Source organism: Actinomadura parmotrematis (genome assembly GCF_019458805.1).
In the GTDB taxonomy this organism is placed as follows: domain Bacteria; phylum Actinomycetota; class Actinomycetes; order Streptosporangiales; family Streptosporangiaceae; genus Spirillospora; species Spirillospora parmotrematis.
Window position 1 is genome coordinate 148,963 of the sequence record NZ_JAIBOA010000007.1, and the last position, 14,712, is coordinate 163,674.

The 14,712-nt window shown below is 74.9% G+C and carries 14 protein-coding genes; 10 read left to right on the forward strand and 4 right to left on the reverse strand.

Going from position 1 to position 14,712, the window contains the following annotated elements:
* Positions 1-62: 62 nt before the first annotated feature.
* The 5 genes from K1Y72_RS13020 to K1Y72_RS13040 all read left to right on the forward strand — a co-directional run bounded on the left by K1Y72_RS13020 (position 63) and on the right by K1Y72_RS13040 (position 5,661).
* On the forward strand, positions 63-1,661 hold the full coding sequence (locus tag K1Y72_RS13020) for an ABC-F family ATP-binding cassette domain-containing protein (RefSeq protein WP_220166434.1): 1,599 nt from the start codon (positions 63-65) through the stop codon (positions 1,659-1,661).
* 116 nt (positions 1,662-1,777) lie between these two features.
* Entirely contained in the window at positions 1,778-1,990 is a 213-nt protein-coding gene (locus K1Y72_RS13025) for a helix-turn-helix domain-containing protein (RefSeq protein ID WP_012852589.1), read from the forward strand.
* Positions 1,991-2,160: 170 nt separating this feature from the next.
* On the forward strand, positions 2,161-2,973 hold the full coding sequence (locus K1Y72_RS13030; RefSeq protein ID WP_220166437.1) for an enoyl-CoA hydratase/isomerase family protein: 813 nt from the start codon (positions 2,161-2,163) through the stop codon (positions 2,971-2,973).
* 318 nt (positions 2,974-3,291) lie between these two features.
* Positions 3,292-5,205, forward strand: a complete 1,914-nt coding sequence (locus K1Y72_RS13035) for an ABC transporter ATP-binding protein (RefSeq protein WP_220166672.1) — start codon at positions 3,292-3,294, stop codon at positions 5,203-5,205.
* Between the two features lie 294 nt (positions 5,206-5,499).
* The gene (locus K1Y72_RS13040) at positions 5,500-5,661 is read left to right on the forward strand and encodes a hypothetical protein (protein ID WP_220166439.1); all 162 of its coding nucleotides are present in this window, start codon (positions 5,500-5,502) and stop codon (positions 5,659-5,661) included.
* On the opposite strand, the gene K1Y72_RS13045 is transcribed toward K1Y72_RS13040, so the two are convergent.
* Positions 5,645-6,601 carry a sulfotransferase family protein gene (locus K1Y72_RS13045; RefSeq protein WP_220166441.1) on the reverse strand — a complete coding sequence of 319 codons (957 nt, stop codon included), beginning with the start codon at positions 6,599-6,601 and terminating at the stop codon, positions 5,645-5,647. The two genes, K1Y72_RS13040 and K1Y72_RS13045, sit on opposite strands and share 17 nt — an antisense overlap.
* Positions 6,602-6,738: 137 nt before the next feature.
* Here K1Y72_RS13045 and K1Y72_RS13050 point away from each other — a divergent pair, with 137 nt between their 5' ends.
* The 3 genes from K1Y72_RS13050 (at position 6,739) to K1Y72_RS13060 (ending at position 9,507) form a co-directional block, all read left to right on the forward strand.
* Entirely contained in the window at positions 6,739-7,500 is a 762-nt protein-coding gene (locus K1Y72_RS13050; protein ID WP_220166443.1) for an SIR2 family NAD-dependent protein deacylase, read from the forward strand.
* A 220-nt stretch (positions 7,501-7,720) separates the two neighbouring features.
* Positions 7,721-8,623, forward strand: coding sequence for a S66 peptidase family protein (locus K1Y72_RS13055; protein WP_308287042.1), 903 nt, complete (start codon positions 7,721-7,723; stop codon positions 8,621-8,623).
* Entirely contained in the window at positions 8,620-9,507 is an 888-nt protein-coding gene (locus tag K1Y72_RS13060; protein ID WP_220166447.1) for a hypothetical protein, read from the forward strand. Before K1Y72_RS13055 ends, K1Y72_RS13060 begins: the two co-directional genes overlap by 4 nt.
* A gap of 7 nt (positions 9,508-9,514) precedes the next feature.
* Here K1Y72_RS13060 and yczE read toward each other — a convergent pair whose 3' ends face one another.
* Positions 9,515-10,132 carry a membrane protein YczE gene (yczE, locus tag K1Y72_RS13065; protein WP_220166449.1) on the reverse strand — a complete coding sequence of 206 codons (618 nt, stop codon included), beginning with the start codon at positions 10,130-10,132 and terminating at the stop codon, positions 9,515-9,517.
* 83 nt (positions 10,133-10,215) lie between these two features.
* Here yczE and yczR point away from each other — a divergent pair, with 83 nt between their 5' ends.
* Entirely contained in the window at positions 10,216-11,649 is a 1,434-nt protein-coding gene (gene yczR, locus K1Y72_RS13070) for a MocR-like transcription factor YczR (RefSeq protein ID WP_220166452.1), read from the forward strand.
* Between the two features lie 9 nt (positions 11,650-11,658).
* On the opposite strand, the gene K1Y72_RS13075 is transcribed toward yczR, so the two are convergent.
* Positions 11,659-12,489 carry a hypothetical protein gene (locus K1Y72_RS13075; protein WP_220166454.1) on the reverse strand — a complete coding sequence of 277 codons (831 nt, stop codon included), beginning with the start codon at positions 12,487-12,489 and terminating at the stop codon, positions 11,659-11,661.
* 266 nt (positions 12,490-12,755) lie between these two features.
* The gene (locus K1Y72_RS13080; protein ID WP_220166457.1) at positions 12,756-13,193 is read right to left on the reverse strand and encodes a CBS domain-containing protein; all 438 of its coding nucleotides are present in this window, start codon (positions 13,191-13,193) and stop codon (positions 12,756-12,758) included.
* 207 nt (positions 13,194-13,400) lie between these two features.
* Here K1Y72_RS13080 and K1Y72_RS13085 point away from each other — a divergent pair, with 207 nt between their 5' ends.
* Positions 13,401-14,702: an NAD(P)/FAD-dependent oxidoreductase gene (locus K1Y72_RS13085; protein ID WP_220166459.1), complete on the forward strand. Its 1,302-nt coding sequence runs from the start codon at positions 13,401-13,403 to the stop codon at positions 14,700-14,702.
* Positions 14,703-14,712 lie beyond the last annotated feature (10 nt).

A 14,712-nucleotide genomic window follows, 5' to 3' on the forward strand; every position in this document is an offset into this window, starting at 1 on the left:
CGAGCCGTCCGCCCGACCGAGCCGTCCGCCGCCGAGCCGCCCGTCCTGGGAGTCCCGCCACTGTGATCATCGCCAACGACATCGAACTGCGCGCCGGCTCCCGGCTGCTGATCGAGGCCGCGTCCTTCCGCGTCAACCCCGGCGACCGGGTCGGCCTGGTCGGCCGCAACGGCGCCGGCAAGACCACCCTCACCAAGGTGCTGGCGGGCGAGGGCCAGCCCGCGCAGGGGTCGGTGACGTCCTCGGGCACCATCGGCTACCTGCCGCAGGACCCGCGCGGGGTCGACCTGGACGAGCTGGCGCGCGACCGCATCCTGTCGGCGCGCGGCCTGGACGAGATCGTCCGCAAGATGCGGGCCGCCGAGGAGCGGATGGCGACCAAGACCGGCGCCGAGCGCGACAAGGCGGTGCGCCAGTACGGCCGCCTGGAGGACCGGCTGCACGTCCTCGGGGGCTACTCCGCCGAGCACGAGGCCGCCTCCATCGCCTCCAGCCTCGGCCTGCCCGACCGCATCCTCGGCCAGCCGCTCGGCACCCTGTCGGGCGGCCAGCGCCGCCGCGTCGAGCTCGCCCGCATCCTGTTCTCCGACGCCGACACGCTGCTGCTGGACGAGCCGACCAACCACCTGGACGCCGACTCCATCGTCTGGCTGCGCGACTTCCTGAAGTCCCACCAGGGCGGCCTGGTGGTGATCAGCCACGACGTGGAGCTGCTGGACGCGGTCGTCAACCGGGTGTTCCACCTGGACGCCAACCGCAGCGTCATCGACGTCTACAACGTCGGCTGGAAGAAGTACCTGGAGTCGCGCGAGACCGACGAGCGCCGCCGCCGCCGCGAGTCGGCCAACGCGCACCGGCAGGCCGCCACGCTGCTCAGCCAGGCCGACAAGATGCGCGCCAAGGCCACCAAGGCCAAGGCCGCCCAGCAGATGGACCGGCGCGCCCGGCAGCTCCTGGCGGGCGTGGAGGGGGAGCGGCAGGCCGACAAGGTCGCCAAGATCCGCTTCCCGGACCCGGCGCCGTCCGGCAAAACCCCCCTGACCGCCGCGGGCTTGTCGAAATCGTACGGATCCTTGGAGATCTTCACCGGCGTCGACCTGGCCATCGACCGCGGCAGCCGGGTCGTCATCCTCGGCCTGAACGGCGCCGGCAAGACCACCCTGCTCCGGCTGCTGGCGGGCGTGGACAAGCCCGACAGCGGCGAGGTCGTCCCCGGCCACGGCCTGCGCATCGGCTACTACGCCCAGGAGCACGAGACCCTGGACGTCGGCCGCTCGGTGCTGGAGAACATGCAGTCGGCGGCGCCCGACCTGCCGCCGGTCGAGGTCCGCAAGATCCTCGGCTCGTTCCTGTTCTCCGGCGACGACGTGGACAAGCCCGCCGGGGTGCTGTCGGGCGGGGAGAAGACCCGCCTCGCGCTCGCCATGCTCGTGGTCTCCAGCGCCAACGTGCTGCTGCTGGACGAGCCCACCAACAACCTGGACCCGGCGAGCCGCGCGGAGATCCTGGCGGCGCTGCACTCCTACGCCGGCGCGATCGTCATGGTGACCCACGACGAGGGCGCGGTGCAGGCCCTCCGGCCCGAAAGAGTGATTTTGCTGCCGGATGGTGTCGAAGACATCTGGAGTGACGAGTTTGCCGATCTCGTGGCGCTTGCGTGACCTGCGCGATCACTTTCGCAGATCTTTTCTGGCCGAGTGGGTAGCCGAACGCGCGGGAATGACTGATCATGGCGGGGGATAACGCAGCGGTCACCACATCACTACGGGAGGTACTCGTGGCCGAGACCCTCAAGAAGGGCACCCGCGTGACCGGTGCCGAGCGCGACAAGCTGGCGGCGGAGCTCAAGAAGAGGTACGACTCCGGCGAGAGCATCCGCGCCCTGGCAGCGGCCACCGGCCGCTCGTACGGGTTCATCCACCGGATTCTCACCGAATCCGGCGTCAACCTGCGGGGCCGCGGCGGGGCGACCCGCGGCAAGAAGTCCTGACGGACGCCGGACCCCCGGACGAGCGCACCGCCTGACCTGCCGCCGCGGCCGACCGAGTAGGGTTCGGTCGCGGCGGCGGGCGGGTCCGCCGGACCCGTTCTCCCGCCTCTTACGTGCACGAGACGCCACCGGTACCCCCGGTGAGGCGCTGCCGGCGGAAAGGGAACGAGATGGCGGGCGAGCAGGTGGACGGGACGCGGCCGGATGCGGTCACGGCCGAGGAGCTGGCGGCGGCGGGGCTGCTGCTGGAGATCGACGGCGCGGTCGCGACGATCGCGCTGAACCGGCCGGAGCGCCGCAACGCCATGACGTTCGCCACCTGGCGCGCGCTGGCGAAGATCGGCAGGTCGCTGCCCGCCGAGGTGCGGGTGGTGGTGCTCCGCGGCGAGGGGAAGCTGTTCTCCGCCGGCATCGACCTGTCGATGTTCTCCGGCGGCGGCGAGGGGTTCAGCGACGGCGCCGACCGCGCGGCCACCGACGCCTTCATCGCCGAGCTGCAGCAGGGCTACACCTGGCTGCGCGACCCCCGGTACGTGACGATCGCGCAGGTCCACGGGCACGCGATCGGCGGCGGCTTCCAGCTCGCGCTGGCGTGTGACATCCGCGTCATCGCCGACGACGCGAGGTTCTGCATGAAGGAGCCCGCGCTCGGGCTCGTCCCCGACCTCACCGGCACGAAGCCGCTGGTGGAGATCGTCGGGCTGAACCGGGCGCTGGAGCTCTGCCTCACCGCGCGCACCGTCGAGGCCGCCGAGGCGCACCGCCTCGGCCTCGCCGAGACGGTCGTGCCGGCCGCCGAGCTGGACGCGGCCGTCGCCGACCTCACCGCGTCCCTCCTCGCGGTGAACGCGGGCGCGGCGGTGGCGACCAAGCGGCTGCTCCAGGAGGCCCCGGAGAACACCCTGGAGGAGCAGTGCGCGGCCGAGCGGCGCGAGCAGATCGGGCGGCTCCGGGAAATGTTCGGCGGCGCCGGCAAGAATTGATCTTGTAAGGGCGGCCCGGTGGGCCGAGTAAAGGTGCGGCCCGTTCCGAGAAATGGAACGGGCCAATACCTTTTCGCTCACTTTGTGCTCACTCCGGGCGCGCCATTCCGCCGCGATGTCGACACGGCGTGACGGCCGGCCGGTCGGATCGTCCGGCCCTGCCGCCTTTCCGGTGCTTTCGCTCTGGGCGGAGCGGGGAAGGTGGCGCCGCCGCCAGGTGTTGGATGGAGCGATCCGATGCTTACTTGATTACGTCCTTGCCCTCTCCACGTTCGCCCCCCACCCTCGCTCCCCTCACGCAGGAGGCTCCCCATGACGATGCCGGGCAACGGCTGGCAGGTGATGGCCTCGTTCCGCCGCGACGGCTCGGTCACCCGGCAGAAGCTCGCGCCGGGCTCGGTCCGGCGGATCGCCGGCTACGCCCGCCCCTACACCCGCGACCTGCTGCTCTTCCTCGGCCTGAACGCCGTCGGCGCCGGGATCGTCGTCGCCAACCCGCTGCTGCTGAAGTCGATCATCGACCGCGGGATCGTGCCCCGCGACACCGGCCTGGTCCTCTGGCTCGCCGCCGCCGTCGCGGGGCTCGCGCTGCTGGAGGCCGTCCTCGGGCTCGCGCAGCGCTGGTACTCCGCGCGGATCGGCGAGGGCCTCATCTACGACCTGCGCACCGAGGTGTTCGGGCACGTGCAGCGCCAGCCCGTCGCGTTCTTCATGCGGGCGCAGACCGGGTCGCTGGTCAGCCGGCTGAACTCCGACGTGATCGGCGCCCAGCGGGCCCTCACCACCACGCTGTCCTCGGTGGTGTCCAACGTGATCAGCCTGGTGCTGGTGCTGGTCACGATGCTGGTGCTGTCCTGGCAGGTGACGCTGATCGCGCTGCTGCTGCTCCCGGTCTTCGTGCTGCCCGCCAAGTGGGTGGGGCGCCGGCTGTCGGCGGTGTCGCGCGAGCAGATGGTGCTGGACGCCGAGATGAGCTCGCTCATGACCGAGCGCTTCAACGTGGCGGGCGCGATGCTCGCCAAGCTCTACGGCCGTCCGCGCGAGGAGGAGGAGCTGTTCTCCGGCCGCGCCGCCCGGGTCCGCGACATCGGTGTGGTCGCCGCCATGTACGGCCGGGTCTTCTTCACCGCCCTCACCCTGGTCGCCGCCCTCGCCACCGCCATGGTCTACGGCCTCGGCGGCGCGCTGGTCGTCGACGGCTCCCTGGAGCTCGGCACGCTGGTCGCCCTCGCGACGCTGCTCACCCGCATGTACGGGCCGCTGACCGCGCTGTCCAACGTGCACGTGGACGTGATGACCGCCCTCGTCAGCTTCGACCGGGTCTTCGAGGTGCTGGACCTGAAGCCGCTCATCGACGACCGCGCGGACGCCGTCGAGCTCGCCGCGCCCGCCGGCGACGGCAACGGGAACGGCCCGGCGGCCCCCTCGGTGCGGTTCGACCACGTCCGCTTCGCCTACCCCTCGGCCGAGGAGGTGTCGCTGGCGTCGCTGGAGTCGATCGCGCGCACCGACACCGCGCCCGGCCGCGAGGTGCTGCACGACGTGGACTTCGAGGTCGCGGCCGGCGCGCTCGTCGCGCTCGTCGGCCCGTCGGGGGCCGGCAAGTCGACGATCACGCACCTGGTGTCGCGGCTCTACGACGTCACCGACGGGGCCGTCCTGGTCGGCGGCCAGGACGTGCGCGACGTCACCCTGGAGTCGCTGCGGCGGCGCGTCGGCGTGGTCAGCCAGGACGCGCACCTGTTCCACGACACGATCCGCGCCAACATGGCCTACGCCCGGCCCGGCGCGGACGACGAGGAGATCCTCGCCGCGCTGGAGGCCGCGCAGATCGGCGGCCTCGTCGCGGACATGCCCGAGGGCCTGGACACGGTCGTCGGGGACCGCGGCTACCGCCTGTCGGGCGGCGAGAAGCAGCGCCTCGCCCTGGCCCGGCTGCTGCTGAAGGCGCCGGAGGTGGTGGTGCTGGACGAGGCCACCGCGCACCTGGACTCCGAGTCCGAGGCGGCCGTCCAGCGCGCCCTGCGGACCGCCCTCGCGGGCCGCACCTCGCTGGTGATCGCGCACCGGCTGTCCACCGTCCGCGAGGCCGACCAGATCCTGGTGATCGACGACGGCCGGGTGGCCGAGCGCGGCCGCCACGAGGAGCTGCTCCTCCGGGGCGGCCTGTACGCGGAGCTGTACCGCACCCAGTTCGCCCGCCAGGCCGAGGACGCCCCCGCGGCCGGATGATCCGCGGAGCGCCGCTCAGACGCCCTCCCGGCCCTTTCCGGGAGGGCGCCGGCGCGGTGTGACCTCGCTCTCTTCCCGCTCGTACCGGGGGTGACCTGGGATTACCGGCGTGTCGGGCGGGAAGAACTGAGGGCCTGCGCGCGGGATGCGGTTTCCTTGACTTCCTTCCGGGGCGCCTTGAGCGCAACCCGGCGGCCACCTGGCGGCGTCACAGTCTCTACAGAACCGTGCACGTCCCAGCGCGGCCGCTCCCGCCGGGAGCGCCGCGTCCGCGCGTACAGAGGGGAGAGTGAGATGCGCATGACGATCCATCCCGAACGCCTCGTGAGGAGCGGCACGGGCCGCTACACCATGCTGCTGGTCGGCCTCGGCGCCGCCGGCGTCGCGCTCGGCTGGCTCGGGCCCGAGGTGGCCCAGTCCGCGCAGTCCTCGGCGGCGCTCATCCGCCGCCGCTGAGCCGGTAGCCGAGCCGCTCCAGCTCGGCCCCGGCGACCTTCTCGACCTGGCCGAGCTGGCGGGGCGTGAGCCGCTCCCGCCAGACCCCGGTCTCGGGCTCGGCCGCCTCCCGCTCGCGGGGGCGGACGAGGCCCGCCAGGGTGCCGGTGGACACCGGCGCCTCCAGGTAGTCGGCGAGCCGGCCGGCGGTCCTGCTGGGCTCGGCGACCAGGTCCTCGTAGCGGACCGTGAACAGCTGCTCGGCGGGCGTCTGGGCGCGCAGCCGGGCGCTGAGGCGCACCGAGCCCCGCCAGCGCAGCGCGCACTTCACCGCGGCCGACGACTCGTGCCAGCGGTCGCGCTCGGCCAGCTCCTCCACGCCGAGGAAGGCGTTGGGGAAGACGGTTTCCAGGTTGGCGAGGGCCGGTTTGAACCAGGCGAGGCAGCGCTCGTCGACGAGCATGTCGGCGACCGCGTCCCGGCCGTCGCGGATCACCTGGACGAGCTGGGCGTCGGGGAAGGCGTCCAGGATCACGTCGGCGCAGTAGATCAGGTCGGGGGAGGCGTCGGCGAACCGGGTGAGGCCGGTCGCCGGCACGCACGGCCCGGCCCGGTCGGCCTCGGCGCGGGTGGCGCCGGGCCGGAGCCGCAGCCCGGCGAGCTCGCGGCACTCGGGCGGGCACTCGGCGCAGGCGCGCGCCGACACCTGCCACGCCTCGGCGTAGGCGTCGCGCAGCACCCGCGCGGCGCCGACCTGGCTGTCGGCGGCGATCTGCGGGCGCCGGGCGAACGCGTAGACGTTGCGGAGCACGCTCGGGCGCCCGGCGGTCAGGTGGAACCCGGGGGAGCGCTTGAGGGCGCGCGCGACGAGGTCCGCGCCGGAGTGCGGAGCCCCCAGCACGAACACCGGACGGCGGACCTTCGTCCCGTGGATGACCAGGATGTGCGGCGTCGACCTCATACCACGGCCAGTTTCTCACCTCCGGGGCGGTGGGCGGTCCGAACGGGGCGCCGTGTCCCCGCCGTGTCCCCGCGGATCCGCGGGGACAGCGGGCCCATCGCGACCGGAACGGGCCGTTCCGGGCCTAGCCTGGGGGGATGGACGTTCCCCCGCAGCTCGCGGCGGCGCTGCCGCACGCACGGGCGGTCACCGTGCTCACCGGGGCCGGGATCAGCACCGACAGCGGCATCCCCGACTTCCGGGGCCCGCAGGGCGTGTGGACCCGCGACCCGGAGGCGGCGCGGCTCTCCTCGATCGGCGCCTATCTCGCCGACCCCGATGTGCGGCGCCGCGCCTGGCGGTCCCGCCGCGACCACCCCGCCTGGGACGCCGAGCCGAACGCCGGGCACGCCGCCCTCGTCGCGCTGGAGCGGGCGGGGCGGCTGCGCGCCCTGATCACCCAGAACATCGACGGCCTGCACCAGCGGGCCGGCTCGGCCGGCGTCCTGGAGATCCACGGGACCATGCGGGAGGCGGTGTGCCTGGTGTGCGGGCTGCGCACCCCCATGCCCGAGGTGCTGGCCCGGGTGGACGCCGGCGAGGACGACCCGCCCTGCCCGGTCTGCGGCGGCCTGCAGAAGTCGGCCACGATCTCCTTCGGGCAGCCGCTGGACCAGGACGTGCTGGACGCCGCGATCACCGCGGCGCGCGGCTGCGACCTGTTCCTGGCCGTCGGCACCTCCCTCACCGTCGAGCCCGCCGCGGGCCTCTGCCTGGAGGCGGTGCGCGCGGGCGCGCCGCTGGTGGTGATGAACGCCGAGCCGACCCCCTACGACGAGGTCGCGGACGCCGTGGTCCGCGAGCCGATCGGGCGGGCGCTGCCCGCGCTCGCGGCCGCGGTGCTCGGGGGCGCGGCATGACCGTTCGGTCGAGCGGGGCCGGTTTCGTGCCCGGTCGCCCCTTCCCCGGAGCCCTTTATCCTGCGAAGCTGCAAAGGTCGCGCAGCGAGGAGGCGTCGGGGTGAACAGCGGGGGAGCCCGCACGGGGGTCAGGGACGGGGGCGGTGCCGGCACCGCCCGTCCGGAGCGTTCCACCGTCCGGCGGTATCCGCGGCTGCACGCCGGTGACCAGGTGGTCATCGTGGCGCCGAGCGGCCCGGTGGAGCGGTCCCGGCTGGACGCCGGCCGCGCCGTGCTGGAAGGGCTCGGCCTGCGGGTGCGGATCGCCCCGCACGTGCTGGACCGGGTCGGCCTCGCCGAGCGGGGCGCGCCGCCGGCCGGCTGGCAGGGTCTCGCCGGCACCGACGCCGACCGCGCCGCCGACCTGATGGAGGCGTGGTGCGACCCCGGCGTCCGCGCGGTCGTCTGCGCCCGCGGCGGCTACGGCGCCACCCGCCTGCTGGAGCACTTGGACTGGACGGCGCTCGCCGCCGCCCGTCCCAAGGCCCTGCACGGCTCCAGCGACATCACCGCCCTGCATCTGGCCTTCGGCGCCCGGCTCGGCGTCACCACGTCCTTCGGGCCGATGCCGGCGGGGTTCCTCGGCACCGGGCACGCCCCGAGCGTCGCCTCGTTCCGGGACGCCCTGTTCGGCCCCGCGTCCGGCCCCGCGCGGCCGCCCCTGCGGGGCGCCCGCGCGCTCGTCCCCGGGCGCGCCGAGGGGCCGCTGACCGGCGGCACCCTCGCCCTGATCACGGCGCTGCTCGGCACCCCCGACGCGCCGCCGCCCGCCGCCGGGCGGATCGTCTTCCTGGAGGATGTGACCGAAACCCCGTACCGGATCGACCGTATGCTGGTGCAGCTGCACCGGTCCGGATGGCTGGCGGGGGCCGCCGGGTTCGCGCTCGGCGACTTCACCGACTGCGGCGACCCGGCCGAGCTGGACGCGGTCCTCGCCGCCCGGCTCGGGCCGCTCGGCGCGCCGGTCCTCGCCGGCCTGCCGGCCGGGCACGGAACGTGCCAGACCACCCTGGAACTGGGCGCGCCCGCCCTGCTGGACGCCGGCGCGCTGACGCTGCAAGCTCTCCCCGGAGGTGCCCGATGAGCGGCCGGCACGCGCGGCCCGACCCGACCGGCGACGGCACCCTGGACTCCCTGCTGGTGCTGGTCGCCGAGAGCCTCGGCTACGGCTGCCGGGCGCTGCCCGGCGACGTGGTGCTGCTGGAGGGCGCGGCCCGCCTGCACGTGTCCATGCGCAACCTGCGCCAGCTCGCCCGGCTCGTGCCGCGCGACGACTGGCCCGCGCTGGTCTCCGACCACGTCACCACGATCGTCACCGCGATCGAGGAGCCGCTCGACCTGTCGGACTTCGAGCTTGCCCAGCACCTGCTGCGCACCCGGGTCTACCCGGCCGAGGCCGACAGCGGCGTGCTCGCCTCCCGCCCCTTCGCGGCCGGGCTGATCGAGGCGGTGGTGGTCGACACCCCGACCACCGTCCGCACCGTCACCACCGAGGAGATGCACGGCTGGCCGGTGTCGGGGGACGCGCTGTTCATGCTCGGCCGCTCCAACGTGCGCGCCGACGGCCCGCTGGAGCACGAGGAGCAGGACCTCGACGGCGTGCGGGTGTCGGTCCTGCACGGCTGGACGTTCTACGCGGTCACCCACCTGGCCTGGCTGGAGCAGTACCTGACGATCGGCCCGTACGGCGCGCTCGTCATCGCGCCGAACCGCAGCCTGATCGTGGCGCACGCGCTGCGGCCGGGCCGCGACGCGCGGGACCGCCACCGGACCGCCGTCGCCGCCGCGACCGAGCTCCAGGCGCACGCCCACCGGGCCTACGAGGAGGGCCCCGGCTCGCTCAGCCCCGACCTGTACTGGTGGCGGAACGGCGAGCTCACCCTGCTGGAGACCCGCTACGACGGCGACCGGGTGGTGCTGCCGCCGGACTTCGTGTCGATGCTGTCGGCGCGCACGGCCGAGCACTAGAGGCCCGTCAGGCGGCCTGGCAGGACGCGGCGGGCTCGGCCTCGGGGAGGCGGATGCGGAGCGCGGGGATGAACACGTGCGCCAGCGGGCCGATCGCGACGGCGTACAGCAGCGTCCCGATCCCGACGGTGCCGCCGAGCAGCCAGCCGACGGCGAGGACGCCGACCTCGATCGAGGTGCGCACCACGCGGACCGAGTGGCCGCGCGCGGCGAGCCCGGTCATCAGCCCGTCGCGCGGGCCGGGCCCGAACCCGGCGCCGATGTAGCAGCCGGTGGCGAACCCGCCGATGAGGATCGCGGCGATCAGGTACGCCCAGCGGGCGGCGGGGGAGTGCACCTCCGGCAGCAGCCGCAGGCCGGCGTCGGCGAACACCCCGACGAGCACCACGTTGCTGATCGTGCCGAGCCCCGGGCGCTGGCGGAGCGGGATCCAGGCGAGCATGACGGCGGCCCCGGCGATGATGATCCAGGTGCCGATGGACAGGCCGAACGTGCGGGACAGGCCCTGGTGGAACACGTCCCACGGGTCGTTGCCGAGGGTGGAGGACACCTGGAGAGCGATCCCGAGCCCGTAGAGGGCCAATCCGATGTAGAGCTGCACGAGGCGCCGCAGCAGCAAGACCATTATGACGAACTCCTTCCGTTGCTCCCGTATTCTGCGGCGATTGGCCCTGTAAGTTACAGGGCCAATAGGGGAAAGTGGTCTGTATGAGCGTCTCCCATGTCAGCGGCCCGCAGCTCGCCCGCCTGCTGGGCGGGCCGCCGCGCGGGCGGCCCGTCTATCGCGGCCTCGCCCGCGCCGTGCGCGCCCTGGTGGAGGACGGCCGGATCGCGGTGCACACCCGGCTCCCCGCGGAGCGCGACCTCGCGGCCGTCCTCGGGCTGAGCCGCACCACCGTCACCGCCGCCTACGACCGGCTCCGCGACCAGGGCTACCTGGAGAGCCGCCAGGGGGCCGGGAGCTGGACGGCGCTGCCGCCGCCGGGCGGCGCCGACGCCGCGGCGGGCGACCGGGCGCCGGGCGCCGCCGAGGTGATCGACCTCGGCCGGGCCACCCCCGGCGCCCCCGTGGTCTTCGACGCCGCGGTCGCCGCCGCCGTGGCCGCCCTCCCGCGCCACAGCGGCCGCCCCGGCTACGAGCCGGCGGGCGTCCCCGAGCTGCGCGAGGCGATCGCGGCGCGCTACGCCGAGCGGGGCGTGCCGACCCGGCCCGACCAGATCGTCGTGACGACCGGCGCGCAGTCCGCCCTCGGGATCCTCGCCGGGACGCTGCTGGAGCCGGGCGCGCCGGTCATGGTGGAGCGGCCCGCCTACCCGCACGCGCCCGCGGCCTTCCTCGCCCGCGCGGCCCGCATCGTCCCGGCGGGGGTGAACGACGGCTGGGATCCCGAGCTCATCGGCTGCGGGATGCGCCAGGCCGCCGCCCGCGCCGCCTACCTCATCCCCGACTTCCAGAACCCGACCGGGCTGCTCATGCCGGACGGCGTCCGGTCGGCGCTGGCGCACGAGGCCCGCGCGAACGACACCGTCCTCATCGCCGACGAGACCTTCGCCGAGCTGGCCCTGGACCCGGCCGCGCCGATGCCGCCGCCGCTCGCCGCCCACGACGCCCGCGACCGGGTGATCAGCGTCGGGTCGGCGTCCAAGCTGATGTGGGGTGGCCTCCGCATCGGCTGGATCCGCGCGACGGCGCCGCTCGCCCGCCGGATCGCGGCCGGCCGCGAGTCCGGCGACATGGGCAGCCCGGTGCTCGAGCAGCTGATCGTGTGCGCGCTGCTGGACCGGCTGGAGGAGGTGCGCGCCGAGCGGGCGGCGCACCTGGCCGCCGGCCGCGACGCGCTCGCGGCGGCGCTGCGCGACCGCCTGCCGGGCTGGGACTTCCGCCTTCCCGAGGGCGGGATGGCGCTCTGGGCGCGGCTGGAGGCGCCGGTCGCCTCCCAGCTCGCCGAGGCAGCCGAGCGGCACGGCGTGCGGGTGGCGCCCGGCCCGGCCTTCGGCGCCGAGGGCGTCCTGGAGGACTACGTGCGCCTGCCCTACGTCCTGCCGCCCGCGACGCTGCGCACCGCCGTCGACCGCCTGGCGGACGCCCACGCCGAGGTGATGGCCGCGCCCTTCACCCGCCCCCAGGTGCCCTACGTCTAGCCGCCGGGCTCAGCGCCCGATCCGCGCCCGGCAGGACGCGGGCCCGCCGGGCACGCTGCGGGCGACCTCCCGGCCGTCGGCGACGATCGCGCAGCCGGCGGCGCCGACGGCCAGCAGGTCGAAGCTCGCGGGCGGCTGGAACCCCAGCGGCGGGACGAACGGGAGCCGCTCGGTCCAGGGGAGGCGCACGTTCCGCAGCGTCACCGGGCGCTCGTCGGCGGTGTCGTAGTACCGGAGCCGCGGCGCCCGGCCCGTGCCGCCGGCGGTGTAGGTCACCGTCCGGGTCGTGCCGGTGTCGGTGCGGCCGGCGTCCGGCAGCCGCCGCAGGACGAGCCCGGCGAGGCCGGTCAGCGCGGCCCACGGATCCTTCGCCGGGCTGCGGGGGGACAGGTCGATGCCGACGATGAGCGCGCCCCGGCGCGCGAAGACGCGCCTCTTGCCCAGCCCTTCGGTGCTGGTCCAGGACTCGTCCGCCCCCGGCACGGCCGCCCTGGCGACGGAGCGCGCGCCCCGCAGCCTCGCGAGGCGGACCTGCCGGGCGACGATGAGGCGCGCCGTCTCCGCCGTCGGCTCGATCTCCACGGTGAAGGCGTCCGAGGCGCGGGTCGAGCACGTCAGCCCGTTGGGCGCGAAGGTGCTGCGGGCGGCGATCGCGCCGAGCGGGTGGCCGTAGGCGGCGTAGTCGTCCTCGCGGAGCAGGCCGCACATCCGCCCGTCCACCTTGCCGCCGCGCGGCTGCGGCCACCCGCCGGCCGGCGGCGCCGCCCCCTGCGCACCGCCCCCGCCGCACGCGGCGAGGAGCAGCGAGCCCATGATGACCACCATCGCCGTACCGCGCATGGACCCCGCTCCCGCCGCACCCGGGCCCCGGCCCGTCCCGATCTCGGTCCGCACCCTAAGCCCCGAGCGCGGCCCAGGACGCCCCCTGGCCGCCAATGGACGAGCCGGGCGGTTCACCCCGGCCACGCACGCGAGTGCGCTACCTGACCGGTGGGGGCGACACCGGAGGCGAGCCCCCGCCGGTCAGATCGCGAAGCGATGTCGCACTCGCCCAGGCGCGGTCGAGGCGCGAGCCGCCAGGCGAGTGCCTCGGGCCGGGACTGCGATCAAGGAGCCGCGCGCTGGATGTAGTCGACGAGGTGCTCGCGCTCGCTCTCCAGGGCGTCGATGGCGGACTTGACGACGTCGCCGATGCTGACGATGCCGACGAGCCGCCCGTCCTCGGTGACCGGCAGGTGCCGGATGCGGTGCTCGGTCATGGTCCGGCGCAGGTCGTCGACGCGGTCGGCGGGGGCGCAGGTGCGCACCCGGGCGGTCATGATCTCGGCGACGGGGGCGTCGAGCAGGCCGGCGCCGCGCTCGTGCAGCCGGCGCACGACGTCGCGCTCGGACACGATCCCGTCGATGCCGGCGCCGTCGGCCGACACGACCGAGGCGCCGATGTTGTGCTCGGCGAGGACGCCGAGCAGGTCCCGCACCGTCGTCTCGGGGGTCACCGTGGCGACGGCGCCGCCCTTGCTCCGTAGTACGTCGCTGATCCGCATTGCGCACGCTCCGGGGTCCGCTGGGGGTGTTCCCGCCACGGTCGCACGTTCGGCGGCGGGGGAGAACCCCCTGGCAGGGACACTGTGCGCGCTTGTGCGCCAGAAGCGGCGGGGGCCGTGCCGGGCCACCCCGCCTCCGGAACGTTCCATGCCGATCACGTAACGTGATCGGTGATCACGCGGACGTCGTCCGAAGGAGCTCCCGCCGTGCCCGCACCCCGTATCGTCATCGTCGGCGCCGGCTTCGCCGGCTACAACGTGGCCCGCCGCCTGGAGCGGCGGCTGCGGCCGCACAAGGCGCGCATCAGCCTGGTCGCGCCGTTCGCCTACACGCTCTACCAGCCGCTGCTGCCCGAGGTGGCGGCCGGGCTGCTGGACCCGCGCTCGATCGCCGGCCCGCTGCACCGCCTGCTGCACCGCACGATGTTCGTGCCGGGCAAGGCGACCGGGTTCGACCTGGACGCCCGGCACGTCGAGGTCTCCAAGATCGACGGTTCGGTCGACCGGGTGCCCTACGACCGGCTCGTCATCGCCGCCGGCAGCGTCACCCGCACCTTCGACATCCCGGGCCTGAAGGAGTTCGGCCACGGCATGAAGAACCTCGCCGAGGCCGTCTACCTGCGCGACCACGTGATCGCCCAGCTGGAGCTGGCCGCGGTCGCCACCGACCCCGCCGAGCGCGCCGCGCGCCTCGGGTTCGTCGTCGTCGGCGGCGGCTACTCGGGGGTGGAGACCGCCGCGAACCTGCAGCTGCTCACCGCCAAGGCGATGCGCCGCTTCCCGCACCTGGACCCGAGCCTGCTCAGCTGGACGCTGGTGGACGTCGCGCCGCGCCTGCTGCCCGAGCTCGGCGAGCACCTCGGCGCCGTCGCGCTCCGCAAGCTCACCCACCGCGGCGTCGACATCCGCCTCGGCGTCTCGCTGAAGGAGCTGACGGCCGACACCGCGACCCTCACCGACGGGCGCGTGCTGCCGTGCCGCACCGCGATCTGGACGGCCGGCGTCACGCCGGCGCCCGTCGTCGGGACGCTGGACGCGCCGGCCCGGCGCGGCCGCCTCGTCGTCGGCGCCGACCTGCGGCTCGCCGGGCGCCCGGAGGTGTTCGCGCTCGGCGACGCCGCCGCCGTCCCCGACCTCGCCACGGGCGACGGCGCGATCTGCCCGCCGACCGCCCAGCACGCCACCCGGCAGGCGCGGGTCGCCGCGCACAACGTCCTCGCGTCCCTGCACGGCACCGAGACGGCCGAGTACCGGCACGAGGACCTCGGCCTGGTGGTGGACCTCGGCGGCAGCCAGGCCGTCGCGCGGCCGCTCGGCGTCAGCCTGACGGGCGTGACCGCGCAGGCGGTGACCCGCGGCTACCACCTCGCGACGCTGCCGGGGATGCGCGCCAAGGCCCGCGTGCTCGGCGACTGGCTGCTGCACAACGTGGCGGGCGACGACCTCATCCGGCTCGGTTTCCTGGACACCCGCACCGACCGCATGGCCGACGTCGAGCACTCCGCCTGACGGCGCCGGG